At 68.4% G+C, this 17,870-nt stretch carries 13 protein-coding genes; 9 read left to right on the forward strand and 4 right to left on the reverse strand.

The window, feature by feature from the left end:
• Positions 1–79: 79 nt before the first annotated feature.
• The 7 genes from ACJH7A_RS16245 (at position 80) to ACJH7A_RS16275 (ending at position 9,099) form a co-directional block, all read left to right on the forward strand.
• Complete coding sequence (locus ACJH7A_RS16245) at positions 80–1,780, forward strand: acyclic terpene utilization AtuA family protein (RefSeq protein ID WP_346416137.1); 1,701 nt, start codon at positions 80–82, stop codon at positions 1,778–1,780.
• Complete coding sequence (locus ACJH7A_RS16250) at positions 1,777–2,925, forward strand: acyl-CoA dehydrogenase family protein (RefSeq protein WP_061005709.1); 1,149 nt, start codon at positions 1,777–1,779, stop codon at positions 2,923–2,925. The genes ACJH7A_RS16245 and ACJH7A_RS16250 overlap by 4 nt, the downstream gene beginning before the upstream one ends.
• A complete protein-coding gene (locus ACJH7A_RS16255) occupies positions 2,922–4,517 on the forward strand; it encodes an acyl-CoA carboxylase subunit beta (protein ID WP_061005711.1) in 1,596 nt (531 codons plus the stop codon). Before ACJH7A_RS16250 ends, ACJH7A_RS16255 begins: the two co-directional genes overlap by 4 nt.
• A gap of 8 nt (positions 4,518–4,525) precedes the next feature.
• Positions 4,526–6,484, forward strand: a complete 1,959-nt coding sequence (locus ACJH7A_RS16260; RefSeq protein ID WP_406802339.1) for an acetyl/propionyl/methylcrotonyl-CoA carboxylase subunit alpha — start codon at positions 4,526–4,528, stop codon at positions 6,482–6,484.
• The gene (locus ACJH7A_RS16265) at positions 6,481–7,644 is read left to right on the forward strand and encodes an acyl-CoA dehydrogenase family protein (RefSeq protein WP_406802340.1); all 1,164 of its coding nucleotides are present in this window, start codon (positions 6,481–6,483) and stop codon (positions 7,642–7,644) included. Before ACJH7A_RS16260 ends, ACJH7A_RS16265 begins: the two co-directional genes overlap by 4 nt.
• A gap of 12 nt (positions 7,645–7,656) precedes the next feature.
• Complete coding sequence (locus ACJH7A_RS16270) at positions 7,657–8,424, forward strand: enoyl-CoA hydratase family protein (protein ID WP_212812963.1); 768 nt, start codon at positions 7,657–7,659, stop codon at positions 8,422–8,424.
• 90 nt (positions 8,425–8,514) lie between these two features.
• A complete protein-coding gene (locus ACJH7A_RS16275) occupies positions 8,515–9,099 on the forward strand; it encodes a DUF1707 domain-containing protein (RefSeq protein ID WP_133426623.1) in 585 nt (194 codons plus the stop codon).
• Between the two features lie 271 nt (positions 9,100–9,370).
• Here the strand turns inward: ACJH7A_RS16275 and ACJH7A_RS16280 are convergent, their stop codons facing one another.
• Both ACJH7A_RS16280 and ACJH7A_RS16285 read right to left on the reverse strand, forming a co-directional pair.
• A complete protein-coding gene (locus ACJH7A_RS16280; RefSeq protein ID WP_406802341.1) occupies positions 9,371–11,338 on the reverse strand; it encodes a VWA domain-containing protein in 1,968 nt (655 codons plus the stop codon).
• Positions 11,331–12,725: a sigma 54-interacting transcriptional regulator gene (locus tag ACJH7A_RS16285; protein WP_133426621.1), complete on the reverse strand. Its 1,395-nt coding sequence runs from the start codon at positions 12,723–12,725 to the stop codon at positions 11,331–11,333. Before ACJH7A_RS16285 ends, ACJH7A_RS16280 begins: the two co-directional genes overlap by 8 nt.
• A gap of 76 nt (positions 12,726–12,801) precedes the next feature.
• On the opposite strand from ACJH7A_RS16285, the gene ACJH7A_RS16290 reads away from it, so the two are divergent.
• Entirely contained in the window at positions 12,802–13,818 is a 1,017-nt protein-coding gene (locus tag ACJH7A_RS16290) for an alpha/beta hydrolase (protein WP_406802342.1), read from the forward strand.
• 11 nt (positions 13,819–13,829) lie between these two features.
• Here ACJH7A_RS16290 and ACJH7A_RS16295 read toward each other — a convergent pair whose 3' ends face one another.
• A complete protein-coding gene (locus ACJH7A_RS16295) occupies positions 13,830–14,735 on the reverse strand; it encodes a LysR family transcriptional regulator (RefSeq protein ID WP_406802343.1) in 906 nt (301 codons plus the stop codon).
• 83 nt (positions 14,736–14,818) lie between these two features.
• On the opposite strand from ACJH7A_RS16295, the gene ACJH7A_RS16300 reads away from it, so the two are divergent.
• Positions 14,819–16,237, forward strand: coding sequence for a malate:quinone oxidoreductase (locus tag ACJH7A_RS16300; protein WP_406802344.1), 1,419 nt, complete (start codon positions 14,819–14,821; stop codon positions 16,235–16,237).
• Between the two features lie 63 nt (positions 16,238–16,300).
• Here the strand turns inward: ACJH7A_RS16300 and purH are convergent, their stop codons facing one another.
• Complete coding sequence (purH, locus tag ACJH7A_RS16305) at positions 16,301–17,869, reverse strand: bifunctional phosphoribosylaminoimidazolecarboxamide formyltransferase/IMP cyclohydrolase (protein WP_406802345.1); 1,569 nt, start codon at positions 17,867–17,869, stop codon at positions 16,301–16,303.
• Between the last annotated feature and the right edge of the window lies 1 nt (position 17,870).

Genomic DNA, 17,870 nt, shown 5'->3' on the forward strand with positions numbered 1-17,870 from the left:
GCAACCCCCAGCCCCCTTGACTCGGTACCGCTAGTACCGACTAACCTCCCTACCGGTTGGTTGAACGACGGGAGTGTGTGTGACATCACCAGCAGTCCGGATCGGTAACTGCTCAGGGTTCTATGGCGACCGGCTGGCGGCGATGCACGAGATGCTCGCCGGGGGGGAGCTGGACTACCTGACCGGCGACTACCTCGCCGAGCTGACCATGCTGATCCTCGCGCGGGACCGGGCCAAGAACCCCGACCTCGGGTACGCCAAGACCTTCCTGCGCCAACTGGAGCAGTCCCTCGGCCTCGCCCTGGACAAGGGCGTGAAGATCGTGGCCAACGCCGGCGGCCTCAATCCGGCGGGCCTGGCAGCAGCGGTACGCGCCCTGGCCGACAAGCTCGGGCTGTCGGTCAACGTGGCACACGTCGAGGGCGACGATCTCGTGGCGCGCGCTGACGAGCTCGGCTTCGGCACCCCGCTGTCGGCCAACGCCTACCTCGGCGCCTGGGGCATCGTGGACTGCCTGAAGTCCGGCGCCGACGTCGTCGTCACCGGCCGGGTCACCGACGCCTCGGTGATCGTCGGACCGGCCGCCGCCCACTTCGGCTGGGCCCGAACCGACTACGACGCACTCGCCGGCGCCATCGCCGCCGGCCACGTCATCGAATGCGGCATGCAGGCCACCGGTGGCAACTTCAGCTTCTTCACCGAGATTCCCGACCTCATCCGCCCCGGTTTCCCGCTGGCGGAGATCTCCGCCGACGGGTCGTCGGTGATCACCAAGCACCCCGGCACCGGCGGACGCGTCAGCGTCGACACCGTCACCGCGCAGCTGCTGTACGAGATCACCGGCGCGCGTTACGCCAACCCCGACGCGACCCTGCGGGTCGACTCGCTGGAGCTGACGTCCGACGGCGCGGACCGGGTCCGCATCTCCGGCGTGCGCGGCGAGGCGCCGCCGCCCACGTTGAAGGTGTCCCTCAACAGCATCGGCGGCTTCCGCAATGCCGCGTCGTTCATCCTCACCGGCCTCGACATCGAGGCGAAGGCCGATCTGCTGCAGCGCCAGCTGGAGGCCGGCATCACGCAGCGCCCGGCCGAGTTGCAGTGGACGCTGGCGCGGACCGATCATCCCGACGCCGACACCGAGGAGCGCGCCAGCGCGCTGCTGCACTGCGTGGTGCGCGACCCCGATCCGGCCAAGGTCGGCCGCCAATTCTCCGCAGCGGCAGTCGAACTCGCGCTGGCCAGCTACCCGGGCTTCACCACCACCGCGCCCCCGGGCGACGGCCAGGTGTACGGCCTGTTCAAGCCCGGCTACGTCGACGCGGCCCTGGTGCCGCACGTGGCAGTACTGGCCGATGGCACCCGCACCAACATCGCGCCGTCCGCCGAGACGGTGACGCTGGGACCGGTCGACGATCCGGCGCTGCCGGAACCCCTGCCCGCCGGGCCGGTCCGTCGCGCACCGCTGGGCACCATCGCCGGGGCCCGCAGCGGCGACAAGGGCGGCTCTGCCAATGTCGGGGTCTGGGTCCGCACGGACGACCAATGGCGTTGGCTGGCAAACGCATTGACGGTCGAGAAGCTGCGCGAGCTCCTGCCCGAGGCAGCCGAGCTGCCCGTGACCCGACACCTGCTGCCCAACCTGCGCGCCATCAACTTCGTCATCGAGGGCATCCTCGGCGAAGGCGTCGCGTATCAGGCCCGATTCGATCCCCAGGCCAAGGGCCTCGGGGAATGGCTACGAACCCGCCATCTCGACATCCCGGAGGAACTGTTTTCGTGAGCATCTGGACCACGCCCGAACGTGACGCACTGCGAAAGACCGTGCGCGCGTTCGCCGAACGCGAGATCCTCCCCCACGTCGACGAATGGGAGCGCAGCGGCGAGCTGCCCCGTTCGCTGCACGAGGCAGCCGGTGCCGCCGGACTGTTGGGCGCCCAGGCGCCCGAGTCCGTTGGCGGCGGGGGCGGCGACGGCGCCGACGCCGTGATCGTCTGCGAGGAGCTGCATTACGCCGGCGTGCCCGGCGGCGTCTTCGCGTCGCTGTTCACCTGCGGCATCTCCACGCCGCACATGATCGCCTCCGGCGACCAGCGACTGATCGACACCTACGTGCGACCGACGTTGCAGGGCAAGATGATCGGCTCCCTGGCCATCACCGAACCCGGCGGCGGCTCGGACGTCGGGCACCTGACCACCCGCGCCGACCGCGACGGTGACGACTTCATCATCAACGGCGCCAAGACCTACATCACCTCGGGTGTGCGTGCCGACTATGTGGTGACAGCGGTGCGCACCGGAGGCCCTGGCGCAGCGGGTGTTTCGCTGATCGTGGTGGACAAGGACACGCCGGGCTTCACCGTCAGCCGCAAGCTGGAGAAGATGGGCTGGCGCTCGTCGGACACCGCCGAGCTGTCCTACGTCGACGTCCGTGTCCCGGCCGCCAACCTGGTCGGGCCCGAGAACTCCGGCTTCCTACAGATCGCCGGCGCCTTCGTCTCCGAGCGGGTCGGCCTTGCCGCGCAGGCGTATGCGAGCGCGCAGCGCTGCCTGGACCTGACCGTGCAGTGGTGCCGGGACCGGGAGACGTTCGGCCGGCCGCTCATCACGCGGCAGTCGGTGCAGAACACCCTCGCCGAGATGGCGCGGCGCATCGACGTCGCCCGGGTGTACACGCATCACCTGGTCGAGCGGGAGCTCGCCGGTGAGACGAACCTGATCGCCGAGGTCTGTTTCGCGAAGAACACGGCCGTCGAGGCCGGTGAGTGGGTGGCCAATGCGGGCGTCCAGTTGTTCGGCGGCATGGGCTACATGGCCGAGTCGGAAATCGAACGGCAGTACCGCGACATGCGCATCATCGGCATCGGCGGCGGCACCACCGAGATTCTCACCTCGCTGGCTGCCAAGACGTTGGGATTCCAGTCATGACCGCCCTCAAATCTCGGCTCGACACCGCGGCGGCGGGCTACACCGAAGCAGCCGCGGCGATGACGGCCAAGCTCACCGAGCTGGATGCCGAACACGCCAAGGCGCTGGCCGGAGGCGGCGCGAAATACGTTGACCGCCACCATGCCCGCGGCAAGCTGACCGCGCGCGAGCGCATCGAGCAGCTCGTGGATCCGGACTCGCCGTTCCTGGAGCTCAGTCCGCTGGCTGCGTGGGGCAGCGACTTCGTCGTCGGGGCCAGCCTCGTCACCGGCATCGGTGTCGTCGAGGGCGTCGAGTGCCTGATCGTCGCCAACGATCCGACCGTCAAGGGCGGCACGAGCAATCCGTGGACGCTCAAGAAGATCCTGCGCGCCAACCAGATTGCCCGCGAGAACCGGCTGCCGGTGATCTCGATGGTCGAGTCGGGCGGCGCGGATCTGCCCACGCAGAAGGAAATCTTCATTCCCGGCGGCGCGATGTTCCGCGACCTGACCCGGCTGTCGGCGGAGGGCATCCCAACCATCGCGTTGGTGTTCGGCAACTCGACCGCCGGCGGCGCCTACATCCCCGGCATGTCCGACCACGTGGTGATGATCAAGGAACGCTCCAAGGTGTTCCTGGCCGGCCCGCCGCTGGTCAAGATGGCCACCGGCGAGGAATCCGACGACGAATCCCTCGGTGGCGCCGAAATGCACTCCCGCACCTCGGGTCTCGGCGACTACTTCGCGCAGGACGAGCTCGACGCCATCCGCATCGGCCGGCGCATCGTGGCCCGGCTGAACTGGCGCAAGCAGGGCCCGACGCCGGCGCCGGTGGTGCCGCCGCTGTATCCCGAAGACGAACTGCTGGGCATCGTCGGCGCCGATCTGCGCATCCCGTTCGATCCGCGCGACGTCATCGCCCGCATCGTCGACGGCTCGGACTTCGACGAGTTCAAGCCGCTGTACGGCTCGTCGCTGGTGACCGGCTGGGCCAACCTGTGGGGCTACCCGGTCGGCATCCTGGCCAACGCGCGCGGCGTGTTGTTCAGCGAGGAATCACAGAAGGCGACCCAGTTCATCCAGCTGGCCAACCGGTCCGACACGCCATTGCTGTTCCTGCACAACACGACCGGCTACATGGTCGGCAAGGCGTACGAGGAAGGCGGGATGATCAAGCACGGCTCGATGATGATCAACGCCGTCTCCAATTCGAAGGTGCCACACATCTCGCTGCTCATCGGCGCCTCCTACGGCGCCGGCCACTACGGCATGTGCGGCCGGGCCTACGACCCACGGTTCCTGTTCGCCTGGCCCAGCGCGAAATCCGCGGTGATGGGCGGCGCGCAGCTGGCCGGCGTGCTTTCCATCGTCAGCCGCGCGGCCACCGAAGCCCGCGGCGGCCAGGTCGACGAAGCCGCCGACGCGGCACTGCGTGCCGCCGTCGAAGCGCAGATCGACGCCGAGTCGCTGCCGGCGTTCCTGTCCGGACGGCTCTACGACGACGGCATAATCGACCCCCGCGACACCCGCACCGTGCTGGGAATGTGCTTGTCCGCCATTGCCAATGCGCCGATCGAGGGGACGTCGAACTTCGGCGTCTTCCGGATGTGAGTAGCTCCATGATCACAAAAGTCCTTGTCGCCAACCGCGGCGAAATCGCCCGCCGGGTGTTCGCCACCTGCCGCCGGCTCGGCATCGGCACCGTCGCGGTGTACACCGACCCCGACGCCGCCGCCCCGCACGTCGCCGAGGCCGACGACCGGGTGCGGCTCGAGGGTCGCACCGGTTATCTCGACGCCACCCAGCTGATCGCCGCGGCCAAGGCGTCCGGCGCCGACGCCATTCACCCCGGCTACGGATTCCTCTCGGAGAACCCGGATTTCGCGGCGGCGGTGCAGGACGCCGGGCTGACGTGGATCGGCCCGCCGGTGGCCGCCGTGCAGGCCATGGGCTCCAAGATCGAGGCCAAGAAGCTGATGTCGGCGGCCGGCGTTCCGGTGCTGACCGAGCTGGACCCCGACACCGTCACCGCAGACCAACTGCCGGTACTGATCAAGGCGTCCGCCGGCGGCGGTGGTCGCGGCATGCGGGTGGTGCGCGAATTGTCCGCGCTACCAGCCGAAGTCGCGGCGGCGCAGCGCGAGGCCCAGTCCGCGTTCGGTGATCCGACGGTGTTCTGCGAGCGCTATCTCGCCAGCGGTCACCACATCGAGGTCCAGGTGATGGCCGATGCGCACGGCACGGTGTGGGCCGTCGGCGAACGCGAATGTTCCATCCAGCGCCGCCACCAGAAGGTCATCGAGGAAGCGCCGTCCCCGCTCGTGGAGCGGACGCCGGGCATGCGCGCCAAGCTGTTCGAGGCGGCCCGGCTGGCGGCCACCGCGATCGGGTACACCGGCGCCGGCACCGTCGAGTTCATGTCCGACGGAGGTGGCGACTTCTTCTTCCTGGAGATGAACACCCGACTGCAGGTCGAGCACCCGGTCACCGAGGAGACCACCGGGCTGGACCTTGTCGAACTGCAATTGGATGTGGCCGACGGCGGTGTGCTCGCGGCGGAACCGCCCGCGACGCACGGACATTCGATCGAGGCCCGGCTCTACGCCGAGGACCCGGCCAAGGACTGGCAGCCGCAGGCCGGGACGGTGCACCGGTTCGACGTACCGGGCGTCCGGACCGAATTCAGCCTTCTGGGTCGGGCCGGAACGCGCGTCGACTCCGGCATCGTCGACGGTTCGGTGGTGTCGGTGTTCTACGACCCGATGCTGGCCAAGGTCATCTCGTTCGCACCGACCCGCGACCGGGCGGCGGCGATCCTCGCCGACGCGCTGTCCCGGGCCCGCATCCACGGCCTGCGCACCAACCGCGACCTGCTGGTGAACGTGTTGCGGCACCCCGCTTTCCTGGCCGGTGACACCGACACCGCGTTCTTCGACACGCACGGACTGGCCGAGCTGGCGGCCCCGGCGGACACCGACGTCACGCTGGCCGCTGTCGCCGCGGCCCTTGCCGACGCCGCGCACAACCGGGCCACGGCAACGGTTTTCGCCGCCGCGCCGAGCGGCTGGCGGAACCTCGCGTCGGGCTACCAGAACCGTTCGTACACCGACGCGGCCGGGGCGGAGCACCAGGTGCGGTACCGGTTCACCCGCGACGGCGTCGACCTGCCCGACCGGGACGACGTCACCGTGGTGACCACCGACCCGGCTCGGGTGGTGTTGTCGGTCAACGGAGTTGAGCGGTCGTTCGACGTCGCGCGTTACGACGCCGACGTGTTCGTCGACTCCTCCGCCGGTGCTGTGCACCTCGTCGCTCAGCCGAGGTTCCCCGACCCGGACTCCGCGGTGGCCCAAGGCTCCCTGCTGGCCCCGATGCCTGGGCTGGTGGTCCGGGTCGGCGCGGCCGTCGGCGACGCGGTCACGGCCGGCCAGCCGCTGATCTGGCTGGAAGCCATGAAAATGGAACACACGATCGCCGCACCGGATTCCGGTGTGCTCACCGAACTCAACGTGCAACCCGGCCAGCAGGTCGATGTCGGCGCTGTGCTGGCCCGCGTAGAAACCCCCGAAGGAGAATGACCGTGTCTTTCATCGAAACCGACGAGCGCAAGGCGCTTCGTGAGGCCGTCGTCGCCATGGCGTCGAAATTCGGCCAGGACTACTTCCTGGAGAAGGCCCGCGCCGGACAGCACACCGACGAATTGTGGTCCGAGGCAGGCAAATTGGGCTTCCTCGGCGTCAACATGCCCGAGGAGTACGGCGGCGGTGGCGCCGGCATGTACGAGCTGAGCCTGGTCATGGAAGAGATGGCTGCCAATGGCTGTCCGCTGCTGATGATGGTGGTCTCGTCGGCCATCAACGGCACCATCATCTCGAAGTACGGCACCGAGGAGCAGAAGAAGCGCTGGGTCCCGGGCCTCGCGGACGGCTCGTTCACCATGGCGTTCGCGATCACCGAACCCGATGCCGGCTCCAACAGCCACCGCATCACCACGACGGCCCGCCGCGACGGCGGCGACTGGATTCTGTCCGGCCAGAAGGTCTTCATCTCGGGCATCGACCAGGCCGACGCCGTGCTGGTCGTCGGCCGCACCGAGGACCACAAGACCGGCAACCTCAAGCCGGCGCTGTTCGTTGTCCCGACCGATGCGCCGGGCCTGAGCTGGACCAAGATCGAGATGGAGATCATCAGCCCCGAGAGCCAGTTCCAGGTGTTCCTGGACGAGGTGCGGCTGCCCGCCGATGCGCTCGTCGGCTCCGAGGACGCCGCGATCGCGCAGCTGTTCGCGGGCCTGAACCCGGAGCGGATCATCGGTGCGGCCATGGCCGTCGGCACCGGCCGGCTGGCGATCCGCACCGCGACCGAGTACGTCAAGACCCGTCAGGTCTGGAAGGTGCCGATCGGTTCGCACCAGGGCATCTCGCACCCGCTGGCGCAGATCCACATCGAACTCGAGCTGGCCAAGCTGATGATGCAGAAGGCCGCCACGCTGTACGACGCCGGTGATGACTTCGGGGCCGCCGAAGCCGCCAACATGGCCAAGTACGCCGCCGGTGAGGCCTCGGTGCGCGCGGTCGACCAGGCCGTGCAGTCGCTCGGCGGCAACGGCCTGACCAAGGAGTACGGCATCGCCGCCGCGGTCACGGCTTCGCGACTGGCACGCATCGCTCCGGTCAGCCGTGAGATGGTGCTTAACTTCGTGGCGCAGACCTCGCTGGGTCTGCCTCGCTCGTACTGACAGGGAAGTCTCATGACCGCACTGGTCCACTACTCCGTCGATAACGGTGTCGCCCGGTTGACGCTGGACTCACCGCACAACCGCAATGCCATGTCGACCGCGCTGGTGGACCAGTTGCGGCAGGGCCTCACCGACGCCGCTGATGATCCGGGGGTGCGCGTCGTGGTCCTCGGCCACACCGGCGGCACCTTCTGCGCCGGGGCCGACCTCAGCGAGGCTGCCGGGCGCGATCCGGGAGACCTGGCCACGGCCCGCGCACTGGAGGCGGCCCGGTTGCTGCGGTCGATCCTGGAGCTGCCGGTTCCGGTGATCGCCGCGATCGACGGTCACGTCCGGGCCGGCGGCATGGGGCTGATCGGCGCCTGCGACCTGGTGGTCGCCGGCGCTGCCAGCACCTTCGCCCTCACCGAGGCCCGGATCGGGGTGGCGCCGTCGATCATCTCCCTGACGCTGCTGCCGAAGCTGACGGCCCGCGCGGCCGGCCGCTACTTCGTCACCGGTGAGAAGTTCGGTGCCGAGGAAGCCGAGCGGATCGGCCTGGTGACCGTCGCGACCGACGACGTGCCGGCGACGGTGGCGAAGCTGACGGACGAGATCACCAAGGGGTCACCGCAGGGTCTGGCCACATCCAAAGCGCTGACCACGGCATCGATCCTGGCCGATTTCGACCGCGACGCCGAAAAGCTGGCCAAGCAGTCGGCGGAGTTGTTCGTCTCCGACGAGGCCCGGGAAGGCATGCTCGCCTTCCTCCAGAAGCGGCAGCCGAACTGGAATAAGTGATCCACATCCCGTAACGGATCCGACATCGATGCGGCCACAGTTTGCAACATCAGCCTTGCAAGTCCCTGTGATCGTCGTAGGCTCGAGTTGATGAGCACCCCAGGTTCGCGCGCACAGATGCGCGTCGTCGATACCGACCGGATACAGGTCGCTCACCTCCTCAGCGACGCGGCCGCGCAGGGACGCCTGCCCATGTCCGAATACGAGGACCGGCTCAACCGCGCCTACTCGGCGCAGACGTACGCCGAGCTGTCGAAATTGAGCGACGATCTGCCATACATCACCACTGCACCGTGGGAAGCGGGCGGCGAATGCCACCCCGCGCCGTCGACGCTGCTGCTGGCGATCATGAGCGGATTCGAGCGCCGGGGCCGCTGGAATGTGCCGCAGCGGCTGACGTCGTTCTCGTTGTTCGGTGGCGGTGTCATCGATCTGCGCTACGCCGATTTCACCTCGCCGGACGTCGAGATCCACTCCTACTCGATCTTCGGCGGGCAGACCATCCTGCTGCCGCCCGAGGTCAACGTCGACGTGCACGGCGTCGGCGTCATGGGCGCGTTCGACCACCTCGGTCAGCAGGGCACCCCCGGCGCCCCGCGCGTCACCATCCGCGGCTTCTCGCTGTGGGGCCGCGTCGGCATCAAGTGCAAGAAGCGCAAGCCGCCGACCACTTAGCTCACTTCCCGCGAGCTCTCATTCCCGCGAGCTCTCATTCCCGCGAGCTCTCATTCCCGCGAGCGGCCGTGTTTGTACGCAACACGCCGCGATTGGCGTGTACTTTGGGGCCGCTCGGAGGCGACGAGCGTGCGCTCAGGTACAGGTGCGGTGGCGTGTCGCGGTACAAACACGGCCGCTCGCGATGAAGTGGTTACCCTCGCGTGAGGTGGTTGACCCGCCGCGAAGTGGTTACCCTCGCCGTGAAGTGGTTGCCCTCGCCGTGGAGTGGTTACCGACGCCGACGCCGCGAGCGGAGGTAGTCGCCGACCACCGCAGCCCCAAGCCCGTCGAGCTCGGGCACGACGACGCGGCCTTCGACGCGCCGGGCCACCTGATCGATGAACCGCGCCAAGCCGGGATCGCTGCCCAACCGGAAGATGGTGATCTGCGCACCCAGCCGGGCCACCTCGTCGAAGCTGCGCACCGTGAAGGCGATGGTGCGCGGGTGCGGCGGGTAGTCGAAGAACGTCTCGGTGCCGTTGCGGTACTGCTCGAGGTGGGCCGTGGGCTCACCGTCGGTGACGACGAGGACGACCGGCTGGGCGTTGGGATGACGCCGCAGATGCCGGCCGGCGAGCAACAGCGCGTGGTGCAGGTTGGTGCCCTGTTCGTAGACGCCTTCCAGCCCCGTCAGTTCGGCCGCCGAGACAGTGCGGGCATGGCGACCAAAAGCAATGATCTGCAACGCATCCGACCGGAACCGGGTGCTGACCAGGTGGTTGAGCGCCAGGGCGGTGCGCTTCATCGGGAGCCACCGGTTCTCCATGACCATCGAGAACGAGGTGTCCACCAACAGCGCCACCACAGCCTGGGTGCGGGTCTCGGTCTCCGAGATCTCCACATCGTCGACGGTGATGCGCAACGGCCCGTCCTGACCCGTACCCGCTTGTCGCAGTACCGCATTGGTCAAGGTGCGGGTGACGTTCCACGGCTCCGTATCGCCGAACTGCCACGGCCGGGTGGCCCCGGTCAGTTCGCCTGCGGCACCGGCGCGACGGGTGTCCCGCTCGCCGTGACGGCCGGAAAGCTGTTGCGCCACATCGCGGAGCGCTGCCTGACCCAACTGTCGCATCGCCTTGGGCGACAACCGCCACTGCCCATCGGAACCACGGTCCAGGAAGCCCTGGTTCATCAGGGTGCGTTCCAGTTCCGCGAGGGCGCGGGCGTCGACGGCGGCCTCGTCTCCCAATTGCCGGGCGAGCATGTCCAGATCGACATCGTCCATCTGTGCACCGGCGTAGCTCTGCGAAAGTTGTTCCGCCAGTTGCTCCAGCTCGGCGATGTCCTCCATCGCCTGTGCGGCCTCCCCCATGCCCAGCGGGTTGTTTCCGGTGAAATTCCGCTCGCCGGTCCAGTCCTCACCCGGGCGCGCGGCCTGCAGATTGGCATCGAGCCGGTCGAGCGCGTTCATCAACGACGGTGACCCGAATGCCTGCTGCGCCAACGCATCCAACTCGGCGCGTTGATCGGGTGAGAGGCTGTTGCGGAACCGCTGCGCGGCGGCGGCCCGCTTGGCCAGGGAGTCCAGCAGGTCGTCGACGTTCTGTGGATTCTCGGGAAAGAACTGGCCGTGCTTGGCCATGAAATCCTGAAAATCCTGTTGGGTGTCTTCGCCGTTGGCGTGCTTCTCCAGCAGGTTGTTCAGGTCGTCGAGCATGTCATTGACGGCTTGACGGTCCTCATCGGTGGCGTTCTGCAGCGCATCTTTCATGCCGGCGAATCGCTGGTCCAGCATCTCCCGGCCCAGCAGATCCTTGATCTGCTCGTACTTCTGCCGGGCTTCGGCCGATCGCCAGTCGTATTCGGACAGCTCCTGCACTGCTTTGGCCGGTGACGGCGACAACGACTCCAACTGCAGTTCGCCGAACCGTGCGTCGTCATCGAGCGCGCGGGCCAGTTCCTTGCGCTCGGCGAGCACCGCTTCGTCGAGCAGCTTCTTGATCTCCTGCAGGGTGCCGTCAAGGTTGTTGCGCGACAGCAACTCCCGACGACGCCGGTTGGCCTCGGCGGCCAGTCGGTCGGCGCCGCGCATGTTCTGGGTGCCACGGCGCAGCAGCTCGGACAGGGCGCGCCGGGGCGACGCGCCCTCCATGACGTCCTGCCCGATCTGCTCCAGCGCCTCCCGCAGGTCGACGGGCGGCGCCAGCGGGTCGGGCCCGCCGGTGTAGCGCGAGTACCGCGAGAGGTGGTTAGCCATATACCGTTTCGCCGTCGTCGGAGGTCTTGTCGATGCGCTTGGCCAGATACAGCGCTTCCAGCGCCAGTTCGACGGCCGCCGCCCGCTCGCCGTCGGACTGCGCGCCCAGCCGGTCGGCGATGGCATCGATCACCGGCAGGTCCGGCAGCGCGGCCAACACGTCCTTGGCCGACACCCGCTCGCCCGTCGTGACCGGTGAATCGCCTTCCACCGCGGCGACCAACGAACCGACGTCGATGCCGCCGAGCAGCCGCTGCGCGGTGTCCGCCGTCGCGCGCCGCAGCAGGTGCTCCAGGACGGCCTGTTCGCGGCCTTCCTCACCGGATTCGAATTCCAGCTTGCCGCGTAGGACGCCGATGATGGTCTGCAGATCGACCACGCGAGCGACCGGATCCTGTTCACCCAGAATCGCGGAGCGGTGTTGGGCCGCGGCGCCGACGGTCTCGGCCGCCGCGATGGCGAAGCGGGCCGAGACGCCCGACCGCTGATCGATCGACTGCGACTCGCGCAGGTACCGGGCGAACCGGGCCAGGATCTGCAGCAGGTACTCCGGGACCTCGGCAGCCAGGTGCGCTTCCTGCCTGATGACGCCGACCTCCGCGTCGAGCTCGAGCGGGTAGTGGGTGCGGATCTCGGCGCCGAAGCGGTCTTTCAGCGGCGTGATGATGCGGCCACGGTTGGTGTAGTCCTCGGGGTTGGCGCTGGCCACCACGAGCACGTCCAGCGGCAGGCGCAGCGTGTAGCCGCGCACCTGGATGTCGCGCTCCTCCATCACGTTGAGCATGGCGACCTGGATGCGCTCGGCGAGGTCGGGCAGCTCGTTGATCGCGACGATGCCGCGGTGCGCCCGCGGGATGAGGCCGTAGGCGATGGTTTCCGGGTCACCCAGACTCCGCCCCTCGGCCACCTTGATGGGGTCGATGTCGCCCACGAGGTCGGCGACGCTGGTGTCGGGCGTCGCCAGCTTCTCGAAGTAGCGCTCGCTGCGGTGTTGCCAGGTGACCGGCAGGTCGTCGCCGGAATCCGCGGCCCGGCGGATCGACTCGGGCGTGATCGGCGAGTACGGGTGCTCACCCAGTTCCGAGCCCGCGATGACGGGCGTCCACTCGTCCAGCAGACCGACCAGACCGCGCAGCAGACGGGTCTTGCCCTGGCCGCGTTCGCCGAGCAGCACGACGTCGTGTCCGGCGATCAGCGCGCGCTCCAGTTGCGGCAGGACGGTGTCCTCGAAGCCGAAGATGCCGGGCCAGACGTCCTTGCCGTCAGCCAGCGCTGCCAGCAGGTTCTCGCGAATCTCGGTCTTGATGCCCCGCTCACGGTGGCCTGAAGCCTTGAGCTCGCCGACGGTCCGCGGCAGGTCGGCTGGAAGGTCGTTAGGTGATGTCACGACCTCCACGCTACGACGGTGCACGGTGAGCGGCAGCCCCTTGGGCTCCGGAGCTTTACCCAGTACCCTCGGTATCGTGAACTCGCTCGACTGGACTCACCGCCCCACCGACCTCGAGTTCGGCCCCGCCGCGTGGCAGAGCCGACTGCTCGGCGGGCTCACCGCGGTGTTCGTCCGACCGGTAATCGCCCTGCTCACGCTCATCGGCCTGGTCGTCAACCGGTTCCATCCGGAACTGGTCCAGCGCGGCCGCTACGACATCATCGACGGGCCCTTCCGCGCGTTCCGCGCCCTGCCCGGCACCACGGTGACCCCGATCAAGCTCGACGACTGCGACGCCGAATGGATCGTCGCGCCGCGCGCCCAGGGTTCCGATCGCGTGATCATCTATTTCCACGGTTCGGCGCTGATCACCCTCGGGCTGAACTCGCACCGGCGGTGGGCCAGCAAGCTCTCGGCCGCGACCGGCGCGCGGGTCCTGAACGTCGGCTATCGACTGGCGCCGCAGGCGCTGATCGAGGACGCCATCGCCGACGGCGTGTGCGCCTACCGCATGGTGCTGGGCGCGGGCGTCGACGCGAAGAAGATCGTCTTCGCGGGCGACTCCGCCGGCGGCCTGATCGCGACCGGCACGGCGCTCGCGGCGCGGGACGCGGGCCTGCAGGTACCCGCCGGCCAGATTCTGCTGTCGCCGCTGACGTCGTCCGACATGAACTTGAAGTACAACGCGATGCTCGAACACCGCGACGTGCTGTTCCCGTTCATGGCGGTGAAGTACCTCTACGACGTCTTCGCGACCAAGAACGGCACGCACCCGGTGCCCGAGATGCCGACCGAGGCCGACCTGCACGGCCTGGGACCGACGCTCCTGCAGGTCGGCAACAACGAGATGCTGCGCAACGACTCGTTCGCGCTCGCCGACGCGTTGCGGGCGGCAGGAGCGCAGGCGTGGGTTCAGGTGTGGGACAAGGCGATGCACATGTTCCAGCTGAGCTTCGACGTCAACCCGGACGCCCGCAAGGCCGTCGACGAGATCGTCGACTTCTTCGAATACGCCACGACCACGCAGCAGTCCGGCGAGGTCGCGTCCTGATTCACGCGGCGTCAGCGGTTGTGGGCGGCCTTGGCCGCCCACTCCGTACGCAGGAAGGCCAGCAGCCTGCGCGCTGCGGGAGTGCCGGCGGTCGGCGCCCACGCCAGCGCGATCTGTCGCTGATAGTTGTTGGGCGTCAACGGGATTTCCCGGACCTTGCGTGAGGTGTGCTCGTCGTGCGGCAGCAGCGCGATGCCCATCCCCCGGCCGACCAGCTCGCGGATGGTCGAGAATTCGGTGATCTCCACGGGCACGTGCGGAACGAAACCCGCGTCACGGCACCAGCTTTCCGTCGCCTGACGCAGGTGATAGCTGGCCTGGTTGGCGATGAAGGTCTCGTCGCGCAGTTCGTCCAGCCGAAGACGACGACGGGCCGCGAGCGGATGGGCCGCCGGTAACACGGCCCGGATGTGTTGTCCGCCGATCACCACATGTTCGACGCCGTCGGGCGGCGGGATCACCACGGCGACGTCGAGTGTTCCGGCCTTCAGATCCGCGGCGAGTTCACTGCCGTGCGCCTGCTTCATCTGCAGCCGGATTCCCGGTGCGCGCCGGTGGAATTCGGTGACCAGGTTCGGCACCACGCCGGCCCCCATCGTCAGGGGGAAGCCGAACCGGATGGTCCCGTGTTCGGGGTCGGCTTCGCCGGCGATCGTCTCGACCGTCGCTTCGAGCTCGCGCAATGGGCGCCGTGACTGTTCGGCAAGCTGCACCGCGACCGGTGTCAGGCGCACCGTCCGCCCCTCCTGGGTGAGCAGCCGGACACCGAGCATCTTCTCCAAGGCGTGGATGCGCCGACTCATCGATGACTGCGGAATACCCAGGCTGTCGGCGGCACGGGTCATGTGCCCGCCCTGGGAGTCGAGCTCTTCGAGCGCCCGAAGCTGCGGCGCGAGCAGGCTCATCCATTGATCCATATTCGGATGATAATCGCCTGAACATTCATTGGACGGATCGAATTCTCGGGGGTGATGCTGGAGTAACGAGACAAGGAGCAACCATGAACACCGTTGAACCGGAAGTCGCCGACGTCGTCCTCATCGGTGGCGGCATCATGTCTGCCACCCTGGGCGCCATGATCAGCACATTGGAACCACAGTGGCGCATTGTGTTGGTGGAGCGGGCATCCGACATCGCCACGGAGAGCAGCGGGCCGTGGAACAACGCCGGCACCGGCCACTCCGGCTACTGCGAACTCAACTACATGCCCGATCCCGAAGACGGCAGCGCGCCCGCGCAGATCGCCGCACAGTTCCAGTTGTCCCGCCGCTGGTGGGCACATCTGGTCGAGCAGGGCCTGCTGGCCCCGGCGACTTTCGTCCACGGCACGCCGCACATGGACGTGGTGTTCGGCGACCACGATGTGGCCTACCTCCGGCGCCGATTCGAAACCCTCAGCTCCGATCCGCTTTTCGCCGATCTGGAATTCAGCGACGACCCCGCGATCATCGCCGAATGGGCCCCGCTGGTGATGGCGGGCCGCGATCCGGCGCAACCGATTGCGGCGACCCGCCACCCCGGCGGCACCGATGTCGACTTCGGAGCGCTCACCCGCGGACTGACCCGCATCATCACCTCGAACGGCGGTGAGGTCCGGCTCGGCCATGAGGTGCGCCGGCTACGCCAGGACCCGGACGGCACCTGGTTGGTCGGCGGCCGACGTACGGAGTCGCACAACAGGTTTCAGCTGAGGGCGCGCCACGTGTTCGTCGGAGCCGGTGGGTTCGCCCTGCGGCTGCTGCAGCGCGCGCACGTTCCCGAGGTCCGCGGCTACGGTGTGCTGCCCGTCGGCGCAGCGTTCCTGCGGTGCGCGCAACCCGACGTCGTCGCACAGCACGATGCCAAGGTGTACGGCCAGGCAGCGATAGGAGCCCCGCCGATGTCGGTGCCGCACTTGGACAAACGCGTCGTCGACGGCAAGGGCTACCTCATGTTCGGCCCGTATGCGACGTTCAGCACCAAGCTACTCAAAGGCGGCAGGCTCACCGACTTCTTCACCACACTGCGGTGGCACAACCTGCATGTGCTGGCCGCCGCGGCCCTGCAGAGCCTGACCCTGGTGCGCTATCTGATCGGTGAGCTGCTCACCCCGCTCGGCGGCAAGATCAAACAGCTGCAACGGTTCTACCCGGAGGCCGACCCCGGCGACTGGGAGCTGATACCGGCCGGACAGCGGGCCCAGCTCGTCACACCGGACCCGAAGCGCGTCGGCGTGTTGCAATCGGGAACCGAGCTCGTCACGTCGGCCGACGGCACCATCGCAGGACTGCTGGGCGCCTCTCCGGGAGCCTCGACCGCCGTGCCGATCATGCTCGGCCTCCTGCAGCGGTGCTTCCCCGAGCGCTGGGCCGCCTCCTGGCAGTCCCGCATGAACGATGCCGTGGCCCCTCGGGACACTGCAGCGCTGCTCAGCCTCTGAACGGCGAATGGCCAGGTTTGCCCGGATCATCTCCGTGCGAACCTGGCCATTCAGCCTGTGAATCTAGTGGGCGAAGTGCCGCGCCCCGGTCAGGTACAGCGTGATGCCCGCAGCCGCGGCGGCCGCGGTCACTTCGTCGTCACGGACCGAACCACCCGGGTGCACAATGGCTTTCACGCCGGCGTTGGTCAGGGTCTGCAGACCGTCCGGGAACGGGAAGAACGCGTCGGAGGCAGCGACGGCGCCCTTGACGCGGTCACCGCCCCGCTCGACCGCCAGCCGCGCCGCGTCGACGCGGTTCACCTGGCCCATGCCGACGCCGACGGTGGCCCCGTTGGCAGCGACCACGATGGCGTTCGACTTCACCGCGCGGCACGCGCGCCAGGCAAACACCAAGTCGGCCAACGTCTCCGGGTCCGCCGGGCTGCCGGTCGCCAGGGTCCAGTTCAGCGGGTCGTCGCCCGTGGCATCGAGCGCGTCACGCTGCTGCACCAGCAGGCCACCGCTGACCTGACGGAACTCGGTGCCGCCGGGCTGCGGTTCGCTCGCCACCAGGATGCGAATGTTCTTCTTGCGGCTGAGGATTTCGACGGCGCCCGGCTCGAAGGCGGGAGCGACGATCACCTCGGTGAAGATGTCCGCGACGGTCTCGGCCATCTCCTCGGTCACGGCCGTGTTGGCCGCGATGACACCACCGAACGCGCTCAGCGGGTCGCACTCGTGGGCCTTGCGGTGCGCATCGGCAACCGAGATCGACGACACCGCAATGCCACACGGGTTGGCGTGCTTGATGATCGCCACGCAGATGTCCTCGTGGTCGAACGCCGCCCGCCACGCCGCGTCGGCGTCGGTGTAGTTGTTGTAGGACATCTCTTTTCCGTGCAGCTGCTCGGCCTGGGCCAGCCCCGGCCAGCCGGCGTCGTCGCTGTAGAGCGCCGCCTTCTGGTGCGGGTTCTCGCCGTAGCGCAGCACGTCAGTGCGACGCCATGTCGAACCGAGCCACGCGGGCATACCGGCGGCGGACGCCTCGTCGTCGCCGGGCACCAGCACCGACCCCATCCAGGATGCGACGGCCACGTCGTACTCGGCGGTGTGACGGAAAGCCAACGACGCCAACTTCTTCCGCTCTTCGAGCGTGAAACCGCCATCCCGGACGGCGGCCAGCACACCGTCGTACCCAAGCGGGTCGACGACGACGGCGACGCTGGGGTGGTTCTTGGCCGCAGCGCGGACCATCGACGGGCCGCCGATGTCGATCTGCTCGACGCACTCGTCCTCGGAGGCGCCCGACGCCACGGTCTGCGTGAACGGATACAGGTTCACCACAACGAGTTCGAACGCCTCGACCCCGAGCTCATCGAGCGCGGCGAGGTGCTCGGCCTTGCGGGTGTCGGCCAGCAGGCCGGCGTGCACGCGCGGGTGCAGCGTCTTGACCCGGCCGTCCAGCACCTCCGGGAAACCGGTGACCTCTTCGACGGGAGTCACCGGGATACCCTCGGCAGCAATGGTTTTCGCTGTCGAACCGGTCGACACCAGGGTCACCCCGGCCTCGTGCAGCCCGCGGGCCAGCTCGGCCAGGCCGGTCTTGTCGTACACGCTGATCAGCGCGCGCCGAATCGGTCGTCGCGTCATC

The organism is Mycobacterium sp. SMC-17, from assembly GCF_045310915.1.
Classification (GTDB): domain Bacteria; phylum Actinomycetota; class Actinomycetes; order Mycobacteriales; family Mycobacteriaceae; genus Mycobacterium.

Excerpts from the sequence above, each read along its gene's own strand:
- ACJH7A_RS16255 (WP_061005711.1), top strand. The coding sequence starts at position 2,922 with ATGACCGCCCTCAAATCTCGGCTCGACACCGCGGCGGCGGGCTACACC.
- ACJH7A_RS16260 (WP_406802339.1), top strand. The coding sequence starts at position 4,526 with ATGATCACAAAAGTCCTTGTCGCCAACCGCGGCGAAATCGCCCGCCGG.
- ACJH7A_RS16265 (WP_406802340.1), top strand. The coding sequence starts at position 6,481 with ATGACCGTGTCTTTCATCGAAACCGACGAGCGCAAGGCGCTTCGTGAG.
- ACJH7A_RS16270 (WP_212812963.1), top strand. The coding sequence starts at position 7,657 with ATGACCGCACTGGTCCACTACTCCGTCGATAACGGTGTCGCCCGGTTG.
- ACJH7A_RS16275 (WP_133426623.1), top strand. The coding sequence starts at position 8,515 with ATGAGCACCCCAGGTTCGCGCGCACAGATGCGCGTCGTCGATACCGAC.
- ACJH7A_RS16280 (WP_406802341.1), bottom strand. The coding sequence starts at position 11,338 with ATGGCTAACCACCTCTCGCGGTACTCGCGCTACACCGGCGGGCCCGAC.
- ACJH7A_RS16295 (WP_406802343.1), bottom strand. The coding sequence starts at position 14,735 with ATGGATCAATGGATGAGCCTGCTCGCGCCGCAGCTTCGGGCGCTCGAA.
- ACJH7A_RS16300 (WP_406802344.1), top strand. The coding sequence starts at position 14,819 with ATGAACACCGTTGAACCGGAAGTCGCCGACGTCGTCCTCATCGGTGGC.
- purH (WP_406802345.1), bottom strand. The coding sequence starts at position 17,869 with ATGACGCGACGACCGATTCGGCGCGCGCTGATCAGCGTGTACGACAAG.